This window comes from Pseudoalteromonas sp. OF7H-1 (assembly GCF_022347825.1).
In the GTDB taxonomy this organism is placed as follows: Bacteria; Pseudomonadota; Gammaproteobacteria; order Enterobacterales; family Alteromonadaceae; genus Pseudoalteromonas; species Pseudoalteromonas maricaloris.
Map to the genome: position 1 here is coordinate 382,793 of NZ_JAKRFX010000004.1, position 21,787 is coordinate 404,579.

The 21,787-nt window shown below is 42.5% G+C and carries 14 protein-coding genes; 5 read left to right on the forward strand and 9 right to left on the reverse strand.

The window, feature by feature from the left end; translation table 11 throughout:
• Positions 1 to 114 precede the first annotated feature (114 nt).
• Positions 115 to 1,389: a sugar MFS transporter gene (locus MHN30_RS07685; RefSeq protein ID WP_130165558.1), complete on the reverse strand. Its 1,275-nt coding sequence runs from the start codon at positions 1,387 to 1,389 to the stop codon at positions 115 to 117.
• A gap of 131 nt (positions 1,390 to 1,520) precedes the next feature.
• On the opposite strand from MHN30_RS07685, the gene MHN30_RS07690 reads away from it, so the two are divergent.
• Positions 1,521 to 2,702 (forward strand): AGE family epimerase/isomerase, encoded by a 1,182-nt coding sequence (locus MHN30_RS07690; RefSeq protein ID WP_130165559.1) that lies wholly within the window; start codon positions 1,521 to 1,523, stop codon positions 2,700 to 2,702.
• Between the two features lies 1 nt (position 2,703).
• Complete coding sequence (locus MHN30_RS07695; RefSeq protein ID WP_130165560.1) at positions 2,704 to 3,657, forward strand: carbohydrate kinase; 954 nt, start codon at positions 2,704 to 2,706, stop codon at positions 3,655 to 3,657.
• 63 nt (positions 3,658 to 3,720) lie between these two features.
• On the opposite strand, the gene MHN30_RS07700 is transcribed toward MHN30_RS07695, so the two are convergent.
• Complete coding sequence (locus tag MHN30_RS07700; RefSeq protein ID WP_130127451.1) at positions 3,721 to 4,215, reverse strand: YcgN family cysteine cluster protein; 495 nt, start codon at positions 4,213 to 4,215, stop codon at positions 3,721 to 3,723.
• 242 nt (positions 4,216 to 4,457) lie between these two features.
• On the opposite strand from MHN30_RS07700, the gene MHN30_RS07705 reads away from it, so the two are divergent.
• Positions 4,458 to 6,194, forward strand: coding sequence for a diguanylate cyclase (locus tag MHN30_RS07705; protein ID WP_130165561.1), 1,737 nt, complete (start codon positions 4,458 to 4,460; stop codon positions 6,192 to 6,194).
• A gap of 246 nt (positions 6,195 to 6,440) precedes the next feature.
• Here the strand turns inward: MHN30_RS07705 and MHN30_RS07710 are convergent, their stop codons facing one another.
• Complete coding sequence (locus MHN30_RS07710) at positions 6,441 to 8,363, reverse strand: sensor histidine kinase (RefSeq protein WP_239359152.1); 1,923 nt, start codon at positions 8,361 to 8,363, stop codon at positions 6,441 to 6,443.
• Between the two features lie 316 nt (positions 8,364 to 8,679).
• Between MHN30_RS07710 and MHN30_RS07715 the strand changes: the two genes are divergently transcribed.
• Both MHN30_RS07715 and MHN30_RS07720 read left to right on the forward strand, forming a co-directional pair.
• Complete coding sequence (locus MHN30_RS07715; RefSeq protein ID WP_069019181.1) at positions 8,680 to 9,819, forward strand: Na/Pi symporter; 1,140 nt, start codon at positions 8,680 to 8,682, stop codon at positions 9,817 to 9,819.
• A gap of 136 nt (positions 9,820 to 9,955) precedes the next feature.
• A complete protein-coding gene (locus tag MHN30_RS07720; protein WP_239359154.1) occupies positions 9,956 to 10,435 on the forward strand; it encodes a hypothetical protein in 480 nt (159 codons plus the stop codon).
• Positions 10,436 to 10,438: 3 nt separating this feature from the next.
• Here the strand turns inward: MHN30_RS07720 and MHN30_RS07725 are convergent, their stop codons facing one another.
• The 6 genes from MHN30_RS07725 to MHN30_RS07750 form a co-directional block, all read right to left on the reverse strand.
• Complete coding sequence (locus MHN30_RS07725) at positions 10,439 to 11,602, reverse strand: anhydro-N-acetylmuramic acid kinase (RefSeq protein ID WP_239359156.1); 1,164 nt, start codon at positions 11,600 to 11,602, stop codon at positions 10,439 to 10,441.
• Complete coding sequence (locus MHN30_RS07730) at positions 11,603 to 13,537, reverse strand: RecQ family ATP-dependent DNA helicase (RefSeq protein WP_239359157.1); 1,935 nt, start codon at positions 13,535 to 13,537, stop codon at positions 11,603 to 11,605.
• Entirely contained in the window at positions 13,534 to 14,295 is a 762-nt protein-coding gene (locus tag MHN30_RS07735) for a transporter substrate-binding domain-containing protein (protein WP_130165565.1), read from the reverse strand. The genes MHN30_RS07730 and MHN30_RS07735 overlap by 4 nt, the downstream gene beginning before the upstream one ends.
• A gap of 166 nt (positions 14,296 to 14,461) precedes the next feature.
• Positions 14,462 to 16,930, reverse strand: a complete 2,469-nt coding sequence (locus MHN30_RS07740) for a glycosyl hydrolase family 18 protein (RefSeq protein WP_239359158.1) — start codon at positions 16,928 to 16,930, stop codon at positions 14,462 to 14,464.
• Positions 16,931 to 16,982: 52 nt separating this feature from the next.
• Positions 16,983 to 18,410: a lytic polysaccharide monooxygenase gene (locus tag MHN30_RS07745; protein ID WP_239359159.1), complete on the reverse strand. Its 1,428-nt coding sequence runs from the start codon at positions 18,408 to 18,410 to the stop codon at positions 16,983 to 16,985.
• Positions 18,411 to 18,456: 46 nt separating this feature from the next.
• A complete protein-coding gene (locus MHN30_RS07750; protein ID WP_239359160.1) occupies positions 18,457 to 21,570 on the reverse strand; it encodes a glycosyl hydrolase family 18 protein in 3,114 nt (1,037 codons plus the stop codon).
• Positions 21,571 to 21,787 lie beyond the last annotated feature (217 nt).

The window sequence follows — 21,787 nt, forward strand, 5'->3', positions numbered from 1 at the left end:
GCGTTCCAATTTTATTTTATAATACCCTTTATGAATACGTATTCAATACTCTGCGACGAAAAAATTATGCAATAAAAAAGGCGAGCTATGCTCGCCTTGTAAACTTTCGTTAACTTAATTCAGTTTTGCTTGCCACTTTTGCGACAGTTTAACCACGTTTAATCCGTACCATGCGATGTAGACATAACAAAGCAATGGCACAATAAAGCTGATCTGAATATGGAATTTATCCGCAACCACACCTTGAATAAGCGGCACAATAGCACCACCGACAATGGCTAAACACAGCCAGCCAGAACCTTTACTGGTTAGTGAACTCAAGCCTTCAATTGCCATTGAGAAGATTGTCGGAAACATAATGGAGTTAAACAAGCCAATTGCGAGCACGGCAATCATCGCAATGTTGCCACTGGTGCTCATGGTCAATGCCAGTAATAAAATAATAACGACAGCGTTGAAAGCCACTGCTTTTGAAGGTGCAATAGTTTTTAAGGCAGCAGAGCCGACAAAGCGCCCTACCATAGCACCACCCCAGTAGTAACCGATAAGTTTTGCCGCGGCATGCTCTTCAAGTCCTGCGATTTCAGGTTCTGCAAAGTAATTTACAAGGAAACTCCCAATCGCAACCTCTGCACCGACATAGCAGAAGATGGCTACTACCCCCATTACTAAGTGTGGCGCTTCAATTAGGTTATGGTGTTTCGCTTTACAATCGACGGCTTCAGTATGCTCAGCAATAACGGGTAACTTTAAAAACGCGAATACAACGGCGATTGTTAGTAGCGCAGCTGCCAAAATAAGATAAGGTACCTTTACCCCCTCTGCGCTTGCCGCAGCTTCAACGGTTAGAGTACCAGCTGAGCCAAACAATAAAAAGCCACCCACGATAGGACCAATCGTGGTACCCAGTGAATTAAGCGCTTGTGCGAGGTTTAAGCGACTTGATGCGGTGCGAGGATGACCGAGTGCTGCTACATAAGGATTCGCTGATACCTGCAAAACAGTGATACCAGATGCAAGCACAAAAAGGGCTGAGAGAAAAATCCAATATTCGTGAACAACAACGGCAGGATAAAACATGATGCAACCAATGGATGCTACGATTAAGCCCGTTAGTACGCCATTTTTATAGCCAAAGCGTTTAACTAAATAACCAGCAGGTAAAGAAATAATAAAGTAGGCACTAAAAAAGCAAAACTGGATCAGCATTGCTTCTGTGTAGTTAAGGTCAAATACGCCTTTTAGTCTTGGAATAAGGACATCGTTTAAAACGGTGATAAATCCCCAAAGGAAAAAAAGCGTTGTCATTGCAATAAGCGGAAGTCGATAATTATTATTCTCGGTATTCCCGCTTGTGACGAAGGTTTGATTTGTATTTATTTCGCTCACAAGTGATACTCCAATCTGTTTTCACCTTGATTCTACACACTGTTACATGAAAATCACAAATGTTTTATTGGATCGTTCCATGTTTTATCTGCTAAAGTAACGGAAATGTTCAGCAGTAGGTTAAAAGTTAGATGAATTTTAGAACAACGCAATTTTTAGAAGCACACATAAAAAAGACGCTCAGCTTTTACGCACCAAATTGCGTGGATGAACGTGGTGGCTTTAATCACTTCTTCAAGGATAATGGCGAGATTTATGATGCGAAAACGCGTCACTTAGTATCAAGCACCCGCTTTGTCTTTAACTATGCTATGGCTTATGACTATTTTAAAGAGCCAGCTGACTTAGATAAGGTTAAGCATGGTATCGATTATTTAGAAACTGTCCATAGACAAGAAAGTGGCGGCTATGCGTGGCTGCTTGAAGGCGAAAATGTTGTAGATGGCACTAACCATTGTTATGGCCTCGCCTTTGTTTTATTGGCTCATGCCTGCGCGCTTAAGGTTGGTTTGTCGGACAGCAAGTCTGCAATCGAGCGAGTATGGCAGCTGTTAGAAGAGAAGTACTTTGAGCCTGAGTTTGGGCTCTATAAAGATGAATTCGATGCGGACTTTAATCAGGCAAATAAGTACCGTGGTCAAAATGCCAATATGCATACCTGCGAAGCGCTAATTGCTTGCTTTGAAGCAACGCAGGATGAAAAGTTTTTACAGCGTGCATATTTGCTTGCCGACAATATGGTAAATCGTCAAGCGGCTAAGGCTGAGGGGCTGATTTGGGAGCACTATGATAGTCAATGGCAAGTCGACCTTGAGTATAACAAAGACGATCCCAAACACTTATTCAGACCTTGGGGATTTCAGCCAGGTCATCAAACTGAGTGGTCAAAATTATTATTGCTGATTAACCGCTACATGCCAAAGTCATGGCTTGTGGAAAAAGCCGTGCACTTGTTTGATGAGTCATTAAAAGCTGCTTGGGATAGTGAATTCGGCGGAATTTGCTACGGTTTTGCGCCGGATAAGTCAGTTTGCGACGATGACAAGTACTTTTGGGTTCAGGCGGAGTCATTCGCTGCGGCTGCGCTACTAGCACTTGAAACTGGTGATGAAAAATATTGGCAGTGGTACGACAGAATTTGGCAATATGCTTGGGATAACTTCGTCGACCATGAATACGGTGCTTGGTATCGTATTTTGAATAACAAGAACGAAAAGTACAGTGATGAAAAAAGCCCGGCGGGCAAGACCGATTATCACACCATGGGCGCGTGTTACGAAGTCCTGCGTTCAATGAAGTTAAAAGGCGAATAACATGGCACTTGTTTGTTTTGGTGAGGCGTTGATTGATTTTTTATCGGATGGCAAAACACCAGAATCATTTACTAAATATGCAGGCGGCGCGCCTGCAAATGTGGCAGTAGCTGCGGCAAAGCAAGGCGTTGATGCGTATTTTTGCGGCATGTTAGGCAATGACATGTTCGGCCAGTTTTTAGCTGAAGAGCTACAGGCTAATGGCGTAAATACCCGTTACCTCGAGTATACAGATAAAGCCAAAACGGCATTGGCATTTGTTTCTCTTGATAAACAAGGTGAAAGAAGCTTTAGTTTTTATCGGCCACCAGCGGCGGATTTGTTGTTCAGGCAAACACATTTTTCTGAGGATATGTTTACAGAGCATTCTGTCTTACATATATGCAGTAACAGTCTTACTGAAGAGAATATCTACAAAACCACGGTTTATGCGCTCGAGTATGCGCGTGCAAACAACATGCTTGTTAGTTTTGATATGAACCTCAGGTCGAACCTGTGGAGTTCGACTACGCATATTCTTGATAGAATTTGGCATTGTATCGCGCTAAGTGATGTCGTTAAACTCTCACGCGAAGAATTGGAATACTTGAACGCGAATAGTCATGCGGGTAAAACCGAAGCGCAAACCATAGCCGCAGTTATGGATAAGCAAACTCAATTGTTATTAATAACCGACGGCGCAAACCCCGTTGAGATTTATCTACCAAATGATAGTGCTAAAGTTGCTGCGCCAAATGTTGTTGCTGTGGATACCACGGCTGCGGGAGATGCGTTTGTCGGGGGGTTACTTGCTGAGATCATTCGAAAGTTTAAACCTACCCAAGATACTGAGTTTGTCATCTCACTGGATGAGGCAAAAGACTTAGTCGCGTATGCTGCGAAATGTGGTGCATTTGCCGTTCAACGCTACGGTGCATTTGCCGCGTTGCCGTCTAAAGGCGATATTGGCGAATAGTAGCCTTTTTTCTAGGATAGATGCATGCTCTACCGCAAAGCATTTATCCTAGTCCTTGTTTCTTTAGTCGCAGTCTTTGTGGGGCCACTCTACAATATGCGCTTCAAAATCAGACTCTAAGTCTACCTCCAGCTCTGAGGTTGCCTTACCAAAAATACTGATCCCCGCATCTATCATGGCTTGTTTGGAACCATTATTTCTAAGAGGATGCCAGCTTGCCAGTCCCCTGCCCTCATGAAGTCGTCGATAACTACAACTGTTTGGCATAAAAAAGATATCTTTGAGGTTTTCTTTGGTTAGCTGTACGCAAGACGGAACTAGAACTTGCCTTTCGCTGTAGCGGCTACAACTACAGCTATTTTTATCGTTATATTGGCAAACAACATCAGTGTAGAGTAACTCTTCACCTTCGCGTAAAAAGTCGGTGCTTTCAAATGATTCATCTTCCTCATCGCTGTCGATAAAAGAGTGTAAACAGCATTTACCACAGCCATCACAAATCGCTTCCCACTCATCTCTAGTCATTTCTTCGAGTGTTTTTTCTTGCCAAAAGCTCATTACTTTGCCCCTTCATTACGCTTTTTTGCATCATATTTGATTTGTGACGTTGGAATCGATCACATCAAACAAGCGGCGCATTCTATAGGATAGTTGAACGTAATTCAAAATTGGCGAACTATTTATGGCTGACTATGATTAAAGTACTATTTTTATTTCATAATCTTCGGCGAGAGCGCTATTTGTCTGTGATTATGGGACGTAGCGAGGGTGGGTGATTGAGGCAAAGGTACGTCTTTTTATTGTTTGTACTCCTGTTGTCTCTGTTTAGTCAAGTGGTAGCTGCTGGCAAAGAGACGTTGCAACTAGAGTACGTGGCTTCAAATGCTAAAATTGTCGACATCATAAATAACCCAAGTATCCATTGGCAAACTACCGATGATAAAGTGCTGAACTTAGGTTATTCCAACCTAAGTTACTGGGTACGTACGTCGTTAAATATTGATGAAAAAGAAGGGCCTTATTTACTTGAGATAGCCTATCCGGTGCTGGATCAGCTTGATGTTTACATGCTACAAGAAGGCAATATATTTGTTCATCAGCAATTAGGAGATAAACAACCTTTCGTTGACCGCCCTTTTGCGCATGAGCATTTTATCATACCGCTCCCAAACGGCACGCATGGTAAGGTAGCACTATACATTAAAGTACGCTCATCCAGTGCGCTGCAACTTCCCGTGGTACTTTGGACAAACCATGACTTTTTGATAAATGACCAAGTTTTCCGTATCGTGATGGGGATCTACTTTGGTTTGATGGGAATAATGGCAGCTTATAATGTGCTCCTCTATTTTACCATTCGCGAATCCACGTTATTTTACTATGTTTTATACGTTATTTGTTTAGCGCTATTTTCCGCTTGTTTATCAGGTTTTGCCTTCCGATATCTTTGGCCAAATAGTCTTTGGTGGAACGATCAAGCAATCTTGTTTTTTCTTATCAGCTCGGTGTTAACCGGCACTTACTTTGTTATGACATTGCTCGAGATTGGTATTTCTGACAAGTGGCTTTACCTAGGTTGTCGCTTAATTTTGGGATTTGGGTTGGTACTCTTATTTTCTTCTGTGTTTTTTGACTATGCAGTGATGATAAAACTTACCATAACGTATGCCGTATCAGCTTGTATCTGGGGCGTTTTCTGCCGTATTTTACGTTTGGCTGGGAAAAGCCGCTTAGCGACATACTATTCGATTGCTTGGAGCTCAGTGCTCATTGGCGGGATCATTCTTGCGCTAAATAAATTAGATTTAATCAGCCAAACTTGGTTTACCGAAAATGCGCTATTGATAGGTACTGCCATTGAGGTGGCCTGTTTGTCGATAGCAATAGGTGAAAAGCTCAATACCGAGAAAAACAAGCGCTTTCAGGCGCAATTAACGGCGTTCAATGAAATCCAAAAAGTAAATTCTCAATTAGAAAAGACTGTCGCCATCCGAACCCAAGCGCTACAGGAAGCTAACGATAGACTGGAGCTTGCGAGTCGCACCGATGCGCTGACTGGCGTTGCCAATAGGCGAGCGCTAGACGAAGCCTTGCATAGTGAGTGCTCAAGAGCAAAGCGTTTTGAACACGCTCTTAGTGTTATTATGATCGATATCGACTTTTTTAAGCAGGTTAACGATACCTATGGTCACGAAGCGGGAGACGATTGTCTGATTCACATCGGACGTATACTTTGCAATTGTGCTACGAGAGCGGGAGACTTTGTCGCACGGTATGGCGGCGAAGAGTTTTGTATTGTACTTGCGCAAACAGATGGTTCGCAGGCTTTTGACCTTGCAGAGAAGATCAGAATGACATGTGAGGCTAGCCCATTGATAAGCGAAAGCTATTGTATAGAGATGACATTAAGCGCAGGATTACATACTCAGACTAAGCCACCTTACATCGGTAAAGAATTGCTCGCCTCGGCAGATCAGGCGCTTTATTTTGCCAAGCGTAATGGTCGTAACCAAGTGGCAATTTCAGGAGAGTTGTAAAGTTGGTATTCGGCTGTAAATGAATTAGCTAAGTCACCATAGAAAAGGATATAAGATGAAGACACTTCATAGAATCGCTATTTTATTGGCTCTCCTCATTGGTGCAGTAGCTGCTTATAGCTATAGCAGCCACACTGGGATGTTTATTTTTGTGATATTGGGTGTGGCACTTGAAATTGCATTTTGGCTTAAGCTAATACCGCGACGAAATAATAAAACGTGAGCGCGAAAACACACTGTTGTATATCAGTTAAAAGCGGGCACTTTAGTTAACGGAAGCTTGATCTCCATGTTCAATCCGCCTAATAGACTATTAAAGGATTCAATTTGTCCACTGTGAGCTTCTACCACTTTTTTGCACATCGCAAGGCCCATCCCCTTGGATTTTCCCGAATTGGTCCTTGCAGATTGTGATTTGTAAAGCGGGTCAAATAGCTGTTGGTGCGCCTCATAGGATAGCGGAGTGCCTGAGTCTTCAATGCGAATGATTAGATTGCTGTCGACGCTAAAGAAACTCATCTTTACTTGGACCTTATCTCCACCATGCTTAATCGCATTACCTAAGATCTCGAGAACGCAGTTAGTGATCGCGTCTAGGTCGATGGTTATCTTTTCTGTACCAGATATTTGATAGTTAACCTCTAATTGCTCCTTATTATCCTTAAATAAGCCCGCAGCCTGAGTATGTACTTGATTTACCAGTTTGCAGATCGTGAAGTCTCTTAGATTAAGCATAGTTGCTAACTTTTCATTGTCAGTGACCAGCATCAATTGATTAATAAAGTGGTTTAGCTCGTCAATTTTATCCATGAGCTTGCCGTAGCTTTCCTGAACATTCTCTACAATATTGTATTGTAGAGATTCAACTTGTACCTTCATCACCGTAAGGGGGGTACGCAGCTCATGAGAGAGATCGGTAAATAAACGTTGTTCTTTCTTTTCTAACGCCTGCTGATTTTGACGGTTGAACTGCTTTTCTGTTTGTACTGTATTCGAGAGTGCATTCACCTGAGTTTGTAGCGTTGATAGCAGATTATTTTGGGCTGACTTATTTTGTTGCGCAAGTGCCAGCGTAAATAACATGACCTCTATTAAGTAGCCAAACTTAATCGCGCTTGATATATGATAAACATTGATAAAACCCGCATACATTGTCCCACCGATAGCAATGAAATTTACAAAGATGACATGATTTAGCAGGCTGAGGGAAAAAGTGATAGAACCAGGAGCACTTTGTTTCAAAGACCAATAGCTGGTATAAAGAAATAGCGGGATGATACTCAAGCTTAATACTAAGTTGTAGTGAACCGATTTTGAATAGATTGCTACTGGAATAAGCAGTAGGTAAGCCGCTAAAAATCCATTATATAAAAGGTGTAAGGTTTTGTTTCTTTGCTTTAATTGCAGAAATTGTTTGATGAAAAGAAGATGAAACACTGGTACAAAAGTCATCAAACAAGCCGAAAATAAGGTGGCAAATTTGCCTTGTGAAGGCCAAAAATATTGAAAAGTGAGCCCCGACATATCCAACACAATTAGCAAAAACAATAGCGTCCAAATACAATAATAAGCGTTGGTCGCGTTGGCATTAAAGTAGAAGTTAACCAATACAATAACAAACACGGCTGCTATGATCCCGCTTAGTGCAGCATTGGTAACCGTACTGGTAAGAACATTACTGTTTAGCTCATTATCATTTATTAACCTAAGGTCAGCGGGGGCATTCGCAAAAGTCTGATAGCGGACAATAAGACTTGCCCCTCCTAAGTGTTCTTTTGATATTGGTAGATATAATTGCGGTGCCTCTACTTCCCTAATATTAAACGCGGTATTCAGGGTGTGCTGCGTTAAAAATGAGACCTCGCCGTTGTTAACCAAAGCAACACTTAGCCAAGGCAATCTAGCAAAACCAAATGCGATGTAATTTCTGCCCTCGGATATAAGCATATTTGGGGTGATCAACGCCCACTGATAAGACTCATTCTTTAGCTCAGGTGCTTTGCTTGAAAGTATCTCTGCAATAGATTGGCTTTCGCGCTCATTTATGCCGAGCGTAGAAGATAATTGCGCAGCATCGACTTCTCCAAAATGGATTGTTAATGGTTCACTTACTCTATGCTCGGCACTAGGCGTAAAGTCAACTGCACCAGCCGCCATAGAAAAAAGCATAAAAATTAACGAGAAAAGTCTTAACATAGTGATATAAGGCACAATAATTATAGCTAAATCCTACTTTTAAATAGTGAAGCAAATGTGGATCAAATTTGGAGAAGTAAACAAATGTAAATGCATCACAGAACTAATAATCAGTAAAAACAGCATATTACTACTATTAGTTACCATTGTTTCAAAAAATGCGATGAGAAAATGAGCATACGTGTCGAGTTACATAAAACTGAAATATAACTGTAACAATTGGCTGGTTAAATGCGCGACTGAAATAAAAGTGTAATGAATGAACATTACTTACTCTAAGAGCGAAACTATGGTTAATCAATCTCAGACTTCAGCATCAGCTAAACTTTTTAACTGGCTGTCAATCGTATTACTTGTTTATTTAGTCTTAGTCGCAGTTGGCACTGTGAGTGGCGGTTTTAAATTGGCCTCAGGTGGAAGTGAAGGGGCGAAGGAAATCTTCGCATTTGCAACCAATCCAATCGTCGCCCTACTCTTAGGGGCTTTAGCAACTGCATTGGTGCAGTCCTCTTCAACGGTGACTTCTGTTATTGTTGGTCTCGTTGCTGGTGGATTACCTATTAGTATCGCAATTCCTATGGTGATGGGCGCAAATATTGGTACGACTATTACCAACACACTCGTTTCTATCGGCCACATTCGTAGTAAAGAAGAGTTTAGAAGAGCGTTTGCCGCATCCACCGTACATGACTTCTTTAATTTATTAGCCGTTGCTATTTTCCTTCCTTTGGAAATCATGTTTGGCATGTTAGAGAAACTTGCGTCAGGACTAGCCCATGTATTTGTTGGTGATGCTGACTTATCGTTAAAAAGTTACAACTTTATCAAACCACTAGTGAAACCAGCGGTTAGCGTGGTAAAAGATGGTGTTAGCTTCTTAGATTCTACAGCCGCAGGTATTGCCATGGTTGTTATCGGTATCATGATGATCCTGTTCGCTGTGACTTACTTAGGTAAATTACTCAAAAAGGCGTTGGTAGGTAAAGCGAAAGAATTATTACATAGTGCGATAGGCAGAGGCCCTGTTGTAGGTATAAGCTCAGGCGCTTTAGTTACGGTAATGGTACAATCGTCTTCGACAACAACAAGCTTGATGATCCCACTTGCTGGCAGCGGCGTATTTACCACTCGCCAGATATATCCGTTCACTTTAGGTGCAAATATAGGCACTACAATTACCGCTTTATTAGCTGCAACATCTATTACAGGTCCTGCTGCAGAAGTCGCATTAACGATTGCACTTGTACATGTTATGTTTAACGTTTTTGCGGTGGCACTTATTTACGGGTTACCACTGCTGAGAGAAATCCCGCTTCGTCTAGCTGAGAAGTTAGCTGAGATTGGTGCGCAGAATAAACCAGCAGCTTTGGCTTACGTATTAGGTTCGTTCTTTGTATTTCCGGGACTCATTATGCTCGCAGTACGATAAATAAAACGAACAAAGAATGCATTTAAAGCTCGGTATTGCCGAGCTTTGACTTTTTTAGCCTTTGGTTGGTAAGTCATAATTCTGTAATCTAGCTTTGAGATAATTAACATTGTCTTGTAAATAACGAAAGAAAGTAATGAGTAGCAAACCTGGTATTTTTAGTTTTAATGCAGCACAGATCACAAGTTCTATGAGGGGACAGTACCGTGCTGTTCAACCCTATGAGAAACTTAGTCTGCAACCAGGTGAGCAAGGACTTTCTTTGGTGATAGAGTTGCCAATGGATGCGCGTATTGATGACCGAGTTAACGTTGTACTAACAAAGCACGGAGAGCGAAATGCGAGGTGCGAGGTCTCTTTGGTGGTTGATCCGGAGTCTTATCTCACTAAGATTGTAGAAATCAAAGTAAAGCAATCGCTTGATGCAGGTCCTTACTTTATGCAATTGAATCTAGTGGGACTCCACGATTACCTAAAGAATGCGGCTGAGTTTGATATCATTTTGAATGAACGAATTATCGTAAGCGAGCCAGTATCTGAAACTGCTACAACTCAGACTACTGGCTTCAAACGTATTTTTAACTCGGCGGTCAGCGCTGTATTATCCGTTTTTTAGCGACTATGTTGGTAATGAAATCTTACCCATAGAAAAAGGCAGCGCATCGCTACCACCTGATACGGTTTCATTCGCAAGTAGGGCAAATAAGGCGGCCTCTTTGGCATCAGGGTTGATACCCAGTTGTGAGAAATCCTTGATTAAAACACGGTTATTCAAATGGCTTTCAATTCGCGCCATTAAAAACACATTATGAATTCCACCTCCGCTAACATATAGCTCTAATTCAGTTGTACCAAGCTCGTTCACCGCATTTGCGACAGTGATAGCTGTGAATTCGGTCAGTGTCGTGATGATATCTTCATGATTATAATCTTTTCCGTCCAATGCATGATGCACGAAGGTTTGATTAAATAACTCTTGTCCAGTTGATTTTGGAAGTGGCATATCAAAGAATTCGTGTGACAGTAAGGTTTCGAGAAATGGCAATTGAATTTTTCCACTTGACGCAATCTCACCATTTTCATCAAACGGCAGCCCTAATACGTGGCGACAATATTGGTCTACTAATGTGTTTCCTGGACCGATGTCACTACTCATACTCTGCGCTAGTGCACAATTTTTTGGCAAATAAGTAAGGTTTGAAATACCGCCAATATTGAGTAAAACCCTATCGATACTTGTGTGCGAATATAACAAATAGTCACCATATTGCACGAGAGGGGCTCCCTCATATCCTTTGGCGATATGCTTTTGTCTAAAGTCTGAGATGGTGATGATGTTCGTTTTTGCCGCAATAATATCGCCGTCAACGATCTGCAATGTGCTATTTAATTTTTCAACGTCTGCAAAGGCTTGTTTTGGACAATGGTAAAGTGTTTGTCCATGACTCGCTATTAAATCAACAGTGTCGGCTGCGACTTGCCATTCTTTCAAAGCATTATTGATTAGACTTGCATACAACTCGCCTAGCCACGCATTTAATTGACATAACGTTTTAAGACTTACCTGTGATTTAGACGCATGATCACTGAGAAGCTGCTTTTGCGAAGAGTCGTATTCTATCGTGGTAAATTGTTTGACTGTTAGCTGTGTACTTTTCCCGGCACCTTCAATTTTACATAACGCAATATCTAATCCATCCAATGAGGTACCGCTCATAAGTCCGACTATATATTTGGTCTTTTTTTCCGCGATCGTGGCTAGTTTAATAATATCTGTTTTCATTTATAATGCGCGCTCCATGATCAATGCTTTTGCCTGTTCATACTTTACGCCGGACAAGCTGCCAAATCCTTCAAGTTGTCTGAATTTATATTTAGTAAAATAGGGGCAATTTAAGCCTAGTAAAAACAACGTTTTGAGGTGAGTAGAAAAATTTACGCCGCGTTGCGATGCAAACTGCGAAGCGTCTCTTAAAATATTTCGTGTTGTTTCAATATCTAATTCCCGGCTCTCTTGTGCATTGACGATCAAATGCTTACCGCCGCAGACCCCGCAGTGACCGCATTGTTCTGGTGCGTGCATATCGCCGAAGTAGCTGGCAAGCGCTTTGTGATAGCATGAAGTTAGCTGGAAAAATTTGAGTAAATGTCTTAGCCGTGCAAGTTCGCCTTGCTCTTTAATTTGTGATTGCTGGTAGAAAGACTCAACCAGTTCATTGATGTTAACTTGTTGGATAGGCTTTGAATAAACCGACGTATATTTAGCGACTTTTACGTCAATCAGTTGTTGGTTTTGCAAATACTCAACGACTTCTTGGGCTTTAGCCTGTGGGATATTTTGCTCGCTTAATGCTTGATGTGAAAGTAATCCCCATTTCTTTTTGAATTCAAAACACGAAAATAGCTGAGTCAAAAACCGTTGCCGCTCAGGCGAGTACTTGGCTAATATTTTATCTTTGTCTTGGCTGAATGCGATGCTTAGCTCTGCAAAATAGCTGTAGTTTACTTGTAAGTAACCTTGCAGTTCGAGCTGGACAATAAGTGTTTTTAGTACCAATTGATTAATATTGGTTTTATAGGCGAGATCGTATTCATTGAGATGATAATCTGTAGCAGGATCACCGAAAAGTTCATTAAAAAGCAGCGTTAATGACTCTCGCTCTAATGCACTGGCATAAACGAAGTTCTCTAATGTGGCAATTTTTTCATTATTAATTAAAGCAACGCAATGTGCATTCTCGCCATCTCTGCCTGCCCTACCCACCTCTTGGCTATATCCCTCAATAGATTTTGGCATATCATAATGTAGTACCCAGCGAACATCGGGTTTGTCTACACCCATACCAAATGCAATGGTAGCTACAACGATAAGATTAGCTTTCGCTAGAAAATCTGCTTGAATTTGGGCCTTTTTTTCGCTCTGCAATGATGCATGAAAAGCTTCTGCAGGAAAGCCACAAGCAGTTATCATTTTTGCTACTTCTTCTGCTTGCTTTTGCTGCGTGACATAAACGATACCAGCGCCTTTTGCCTTTTTTAAAAAGGCGAGTAAATATTCGTCTTTTTGAGATTCGCTAATATGCGCCGCACTTAAGAATAGATTCTTTCTGTAAAAGCCCGTTCTAATGATATTTTGATCGGATACATCGAATTTACCCGCCATATCGCGTGCAACTTTATTTGTTGCTGTCGCGGTGAGTAATAGCACTTGGTTGATACCAAGTTCATGGCGATATTTGGCCACTTTTAGGTAATCTGGCCTGAAATTATGTCCCCACTCAGAAATACAATGTGCCTCATCAATGACAAGAAAAGAGATATTGCTTTGTGATAACAAGGTACGTGCTTTTTGGCTATTAAGCCGCTCGACTGATATAAAGAGGACTTTAAGTGCATTGTCTCGCACCGCATTTTCTATGCGCAACGTTTCCTCTTTGCTTTGAGTACTGTCAAGACAAGCAGTCGCAACGCCTTTACTTTGTAGGTAATCTCGTTGCTCGTGCATTAGTGCTAATAGTGGTGAAACGACTAAGCACATCCCTTGCTTCAATATTGCTGGTAACTGATAACACAACGACTTGCCTGCACCAGTTGCAAAAATAGCGATTGCACTTTGGCCTTGAAGTATAGATTCAATGACTTCCGATTGCCCCGGGCGAAGTGTCGTATGTCCAAATGTACTTTGTAGTGTTTGAAAGAGTTGCTGCAGTTGAGTCATCCTGAATCTTTTCTATATTTTTCTGAGATATTCGCTATTGTGCCATTTAAATTGGTGATTGCTTCATTAACGCGCTCAATGTCACTACGCTTAAATGCATGACGTCCAAGCATAAAATGTATAGCGTTATCGTTAACTACATAAGGGTGTAGCTGAATGCTTTGGTAGCCTAGCTTGTTGATATAGTAGTAGCCTGCGTCTTCATCTTCAATCAGAAAATCGACGCGGTTTTTAGCCACCATCTCTATTCGCCGGTCTAAGCTCGCGATTTCAAACAACCGCCTGTCGTACCAATCGATTTTTTTTATTTGTTTCACTTCCTCACCGTAGTAGGCTCCAGGATTGGCCGTGAATGTATAGCCTGCAGAAAACAACTCGATTAAGTTGCTATCGAGATCTATTTCCTTGTTAGCGAACAAGCGCATTTTTTCACGCCGATATGGCGAGGAGAAGTAAGCAATTTTTGCTCTATCGACGCTAAAACTTGCGGATGGCAGGACATCAATTAAGCCCTTTTCAAGCTCAGTGATCCCACGAGCCGATGAAGGAAGCTGAATGAACTCGATACAAAACCCTGCTCGTTCAAAAACTGCTCTAGTGATATCTACGTCTATGCCGTAAGGACGAGTGCCATACATAACAAAAGGCGGCCAACTAGAGCCAATGCCGATTTTTAGGGATGACTGATCCGCGCAGTCGGACGCGTAGCTTTTTGGAAAAACTAAAACGAATAATAAAACGGATAGACGAATAAGCACTGCCAGAACTTATGACTCTTTTATGAAGTTCATTATGTCATTATGAAAGACCAAGCAGAAAAAGAAAGAAGAAATTGGTGATAAAAGCCAGATAATGGGTAACTTTATGTTTATGTGAATAAAAAATGAGCTTGACTGGCAAGCTCATTAATTGGGGATGGTTAGATTAGTTAGTTACTGCCTTCCATACATCAGCGGTTCCAGGTTCTTCACCTTGAGTCCACCATTTTGCTTCAAAGACATTGCCGTTATGAATTACTCGGTCGCCACCGACATATACTGTAGAGCGATCCCAAGTCGGGTATTGGGCGCCACCGTCTTTAATCGTAACATTAAATGTTGTATCAACAGCGTTCACCCCGTCTGATACAGTAACAGTTACTGGGACGGTTGTGTCGGCAGTGACATTTGCAGCAGTAATAGTCGCTGAGCTGCCATTTGCTACTACGCTCAGCTCGGCTGGTGCACTCCAGCTATAGCTAAGAGCTGCGCCTTCAGGGTCAGTTGCTGACACATTGACAGTAGCCGAGGCCCCTTCATTAACCGAAATATCTGAAACCGGTGTAACGACAGGCGCTGCATTTGCACCTTCTGGGTTTACAACAACAACGATTGTTTTGGTTGTTGATAATACGCCATCATTGACCGTTACAGTCAAGTCGTAGCTTGTCTGTTGATTGACTGAAGGAGCGGTTACAGCGACAGCTGCGGTGTTGTTAGCAGATAAAGCCAAACCAGGCGCAGCAACCCATGAATAGGTTAATGGATCATTGTCTAAATCGCTTGCTTGCGCATCGACATTCACAACCTGACCTGAGGTCACATTGATTGGTCCAGAAACTCCGATAGAAGGTGCACGATTAGGGATCTCACCTGCTGTAAGGCCATCATACATTGCATTGAGAATGTCGCCATTATCAGCGTCAATTTCCCAACCAAATAAACCAGCCAGTTGATGAGTGTTTGCATACTGACCTTTTGCTATAACGCTGCGTGGGCTATCGTAAGTGATGAGTTTACCGTTACTTCTGTTCCAAACATATGCTGCTTGTGCTTGCTCATCGTAGCCTACTTCATAACCATTAACACCTGAACCACCTTGGCCTACAGCGTTCGCTGCAATTGCTTTATAATCCATAATGCCTGGTTCCCACACGCCTTCAGAGGTGGAACCTGTCAATGGGCCATTGCCCGGCGCCGTCATCGGATTACCAGGAATGGTTGCATTTGCATCTAGCACACCTTCCCAGCCGCGGCCGTACATTGCAACGCCCATAACGAGCTTAGAGGGCTGCACACCTTGTTGAAGTAGCAATTGAATTGCATGGTCGCCAGTATATGCCGGGCCTTTGCGTGGCACACCATTGTCGTCAACGCCTGTCCCGTTACATTCATCAGTACTGAGATGAGAGCCACAGTAGATACCGGTTTGATGACCCGTTTCATTGTTCCAAGCGCCATAGAAGTCATAGGTCATCGCAAAGATATAGTCCATATACTGCTGAGCAGCTTGGTAATCTACATCTTCAATCTTGTCATAACCTGCACCTATTGCAGAAGTGAGCTCATACTGACGGCCGGTTTCAGCTTCTAACTCATCTAGCATTGCACGAAGCTCTTGCATTAGCGCCACATAGGCTGGACCGTCGTTAATTGGATCGCCTAAATCTGGATTTGGACCATCACCACCTGGGAATTCCCAGTCGATATCTACACCGTCATAAAACTTCCACGTTTTAAGGAATTGTTTTACAGACGCAACGAAAGTGTCGCGGTTTGCTTTATTTGTAAAGCCATGGAACGGATCAGATAGCGTCCAACCACCTACTGAAGGCAGAATTTTAAGGTCCGGATAACGTTGTTTTAGCGCCATTAATTGAGAATAAACACCGCGAATAGGATCCTTTGCATCCACCCCTGGCATAGATTTTTGCACTGCAGCCCAAGGGTCGTGAATGACGACTTCGTAATCTTGAGAGTCAGCACATGCAGTTTGAAGCGCTCTCCAACTATTACCATTTTCAATGGATTTTAGCGACTCATTAGGACCACAAATCGGAATAAAGCCATATAAAATGTGCGATAGGTTATGAGCTGGGATCTTAGTTACGTCGTAATTACGGCCATAAATGCCCCATTCAACGAAATAAGCACCCGTTACACGGCCTGGTATTGTACCGTTATTACGGTTGTTCGGATCTACATTCATAGGAAGTGGCGCTAGATGTGCACCGTCAGTGTCGGCAATGACGATTTCCTTCCCTGCGCTTCTTGCACACACTGTACCTTCACACAGTTCTAAATAAAGCTGATGGCGACCCGATTTAGTGTAGGGGAATTGTACTACTCCGCTTTTAGTACCAGCTGCAAGCGTACCTTGGTTTACGAGTAGATCATCAAAATATACTTTATAGTTATCACCGCCAGAGCCACTCCAAGCATTCCATTTGATGCTAATATCGACAACATCTTTGGCTTTTACCAGTTGCTTGTATGAGCCAAGCCCATCGACGTTAACTTCTACGAACGAATACTGTTGTGGCTGCCAATCTAATGTTGGTGTAGAAGGGGCTGCAAGTGCCCCGCCACTCAGTAAGGCAAGTCCTATATAGCTGGTTATTTTATTAAGTTTCATATCTTCAACCTTATTGTAGTTACATGTTGTACCCAATTAATTTGGGTTTTCTTTAAATTGCTTTCCAAACATCGGATGCGCCGGGCTCTTCTCCCTGAGTCCACCACTTGGCCTCATACACTTTCTGTTGATGCGTTACTCTGTCGCCTGCGACATAGGTAGTTGTACTATTCCAAGCTGGGTATTGGTTATTGGTGCTATCTTGAACGGTAATTGAGAAACTTACGGTCGTGCTTGCTTTGCCATCGGTGACATTAAGTTCAGCCTGAAAGGTTTGATCAGCCGTCACTTCAGGTGTTGAGATGGAAATCGTGTCACCTTCGCCACTAAAACTAAGCGGTGCAGGAATACTCCAAATGAATGTCAGTGGGTCATTTTGGTCGTCAAACGCATGAGCATGCACTGTCGCTTGGCTATTTTCTGCGATGCTTTGGTTAGAAATTGGATTCACCGTAGGCGCGGTGTTGTCACCCCCTTTTACAACGCTAAGATTGCTGGTGTAAGCGGCATGCGGCAAAAATACTTCGTTTGCTAACAAGGCGTTTGCATCAAACGCAATTGAACCGTCCGTTTGCTTAACACCAATGTTGACCTTATTTCCGTAATTGCTATTAAGATAAAGAGCTAACTCAGCTTGCCATGTGGATGCATTAGTGGAGGTTACATTCAAGTTATGGCTAATTAATTCATTTCCAGATTGATCAAACGTTCTAAACCACACGCTATCACCGGCTTTAGCATCTTGCCCTTGCTTTAAGAAATAGCCGCTGCTTACCCATTCTGGTGGCGTGCCTGTTGAGGTTATTGTGATATCAGAACAATTGTAAAATCCCTCTCCTGCGACATCAAACCGCTGCCAACGGGTATATAAAACTGCATTGCCCTCACGGCCTTGCGGTATATCTATTTCCATTTTATAGAAGCGTTTACCTTCAGGATCCACAACGAAATCAATATTGCCAAATTCATTAATAAGCTCTAAATCATTCCAAGTCAGAGGAGATGTATCGCCATCGTAGTTTGGCTTTGACAGGAAAAACTGCCAAAAACTGGGATTATGAGGTGTTGTCGCCCTAAAGCTAATGGCAAGTTTATTTTGAGCGTTTGGCTCTACAACTGTACGCTGCCAGTGTGGTGAAACAACACTCATGCCACTTTTGTTTGGGTCACCAGCTGAGCAAAGCGTACCATTAGGGATATTCGCTTTTACCGCCTCTAGGTTATTGTAGTCAGCTGTATTGGTCGAAAATTCATGCTCTTGTACAAACTGAAAATGGCCTGAGTCTAGAAAAGCTGCTCGACACGCTAGGTTTGGGATATTTGAGCCATCATCCGGCCACCAATAGCCTCCTTGCGCTTGACAGATTGCTTGCCTTGCTTTGGGAAAGTCCATAAAACCATGAGCTGAAACTGCGCTTGAAAGCAAAGCTGAGGTTGCGCCAAAAAGACCAAGCGCATATTTACGGTGTAAACTATTCATGCTTATTCGCCTTTTATAAAGGGGAGCAAAGCTCCCCATTTATTATTTACAAGTTGCAAACCTTGGTATAGTCGCTACTGACTGATGGTTGCTTATTGCTCCACCATTTCGCTTCATACACCGCGTTTCCTTCAACAATTAAATCACCTTGAGCTGCATGTGTGCCCTGTGGCAAGTTCGGGTAAACCACAATTTGACTGATAGGTGTACCTTTACAGCTAGTTACCGGATCTGTAGGCCCTGTACCTGGTGTTGCGATTGGTAGGTCGTTATATTCGCTGGTAAATGCATAGCGATTACCGTCTTTCTCAACCACAAAGTTAACAGGACCAGAAATCGGCATGTAGTACATGACTTGGGCATTGATGGTTTCACCTGGAGCAAAAGACTTAGGCGTTCCACCCCACTCGTTCACAAGCGTGATAGAGAACCTGTGGAATTCGTTTTCGAAGCCGCCAATATTATTACCCGCAGCATTTGAGCCATTTACGTCCACTGCCATACCAAGCTTTTCTTGTGCATTCCAGTTAGATTTGAAAATTGCCGATGTTGCAACAGGAACATCAAACGAAATTTTTGCGCCACTCAAATCTATCGCTGAGTTGTTGGTAAAGGCAAAAGTTGGTGCAATTGGATAGTTAGCATCTCCGGCTGGGAAATCTTTTGCAACGAATGCGACATCAACTGCAGAAGCTGGTTTTATAAAGCTCTTATTTCCTTGTTTAACCGAGTATGGCGTGCCACTTTGGTTAAACTTGTTGTAGGCTAAGCTTGTTAGCGATGAACCCATGAAATATTCATTTTTGCTTACATCATAATCGAAGTCACCAGCAAGCTCCCAGAACATGATTCCGCCTAGTTCTTGGTTGATGACATAGTCGACTTTCGCAGCCATTGACTCTTCATCTTCAATGGATAAGAAAACATTCTTGCTGGCATTCCAGAGCCAAGGAGCAACAGCGACGGAATCATAATGGCGCGCATAAGTACCGCTAATTTGATGCTCTGGGTTGTTAACTGGATCTAGTCCATAATCACTTAGGTAACTTCCTAACACGCCATTTTGAAGGTTTTTAACATGCCAAAGTGGGTTAGAACCTGCCGGTACTTCTAAGCCAACGTCGTTCTTGTCGTGCCACAAGTTATCGATACCCACAGCACCATTCCCGCACTTGTTCTTTTCACCGCTGCCAGTCCCCGGAGGACAATCAGCTTGGTTAGGTAATGCAGCTTGCCCCCATAAACCATTTGTACCACCTGTAACATCTCTAAAACCGCGAGTATAATAAGGGATACCAATGTTGATGCGCCCTGCAGAGACAGAGCCTCTGAAATATTTGACCGCCCAATCAGTGTTAAGGTAACCAATTCCTTCAAACTCTTTGGTGCCGTAAACATTCCACTGTTTTAGCTCGGAATCTTCGCCGGTGTCGAATAGCGATGCGTTATGACCAACGTGCTGGTTCCACGCTCCGTGTAAGTCATAAGACATGATATTGACGTAGTCTAGATACTTGGTGACTTGGAATGTTTCCATACCACGTAGAAGGTAACCAGAAGACGGTGATGCGATCGTCAATAGATAGTGTGTATTGTCTTGCTGACCTGCTTGATCTAATGCTTCTCTTAGCTTTTTCATTAACACTTGATAAGAAGCATTCAATGCTGCTCGACGCGGGTTTGATATCGCAAAATCATCCGGGTGACCAGAGTCATTCATAGAAGATGGATATTCATAGTCGATATCGACACCATCAAAGTTGTATTTACGGATAAATTCAACTGAACTTGCTACAAACGCGTCAATACCAGCGTGATTCACGCTGCCATCTGCATTGGTCGTCATCGTATAGAAGCCGCCGCTGGCAACTCGCTTACCTGTTTCGTCAAAGTAGCCACCGGTTTCTGCCCAACCGCCGACTGAGATCAAGGTTTTAACATCAGGATGCTGTTTCTTAAATTTGTTCAGCAAGTTAAAGTGACCGGTATAGGGAAGAGACGGATCCATCTCTGCACCAGCAACCCCCGGCCAAGTCATATTCGTCGCTGCATTGTTAGGAGCTGTTGGATTACCTATTGAAACCTTGTTATTGGCATCAACGTGCGCGAAAGCGTAATTGATATGGGTGATCTTATCCCATGGAATATCATCAACTAAATAGCTCGGTTGACCATTCTTACCTGTCCTCCAACTGGTAAAGTAACCGATGACGCGTCTTGGGTGATCGGTGCCCATTTTTTCTCGACCGCTTTCATCATAAATATCACAGTAATTAGGCGATGTGTTTGGAGTCTGATAAAGACCATGCGGAACACAGCTGTTTACAACTGGCGGTGTTTTAACCACATTTGCGTTGAGTATGCTCTCTGCTGTCGCACCGGTATTATCTTCAACAACAAGCTTTAATGTTACTGTACCCAGTTGCGTTGGTGTCCAAGTATGTTGAGCTGGTGCTGTTGCACTTTCAAATGCGACTTGGTCGTTAATAAGCAGGGTTAGTTTTGCTATTGAGCCGTCGGGATCAGAACCATCAAGAACGATGTCTACTGGCTGATTAATAACCAGATTATTACCTCCGCCTAACGAAAGGTTTGCTGTAGGTAACTGATTTCCTGCCGTATTAACGATAATATTGGTTATTAATGTGTTGGATACAGCCTGCTTGTCATCTGTTGCAACTACTGAAATTGCGTGTGTTCCAGCGGTTGCTGACCAGTTAAATGAAAAATTATCACCTGTCGCTGTGGTATCAATACCAACTGACGTGCCATCTACAAAAAACTCTACCTGTGCGACTTGGCCATCACTATCTGTTGCATTTACAGAAATGGCAACGCTGTCATTTTCATTAAAAGCGCTGCCATCAACTGGAAGTAAGCTCTGTACTGTCGGTGGTGTGTTGGTGACAACGCTGTCACAATCGCCCAATTTTTTCCAATCATCCCACTGTCCAGAGTGGGTTACTGGATCAGCCTGAGTCCACCATTTTGCTTCAAAAGCTTGTTGCGATTTTTGTACTTGAGCGCCGCCATTATATGCCGAATTTTGTGACCATTCAGGTAAGCCATCACAATTATAAGCATATGAGTTAGCGCATAAAATGGCTCCGAGGATCGAAGCCATTTCCGATAATTTAAGGGTCTTTACATGTTGTTTCATAGTTTGGTTCTCCAACCATTTATTGTATTTGGTTAACAATAACAACATAAACCTAACACATAAATTCAATATGGCAACAACATTTTTCTCTAGCTGATAACGTTAACGTAAGCGTAAGCTAGAGCTTGCTTTTCATCAAAATGTAACACTAAATTGTTGATTAATATGCTTAGTTTTAGTTTGCTGATACATATAAATAAAACTGTAATTATTTAAT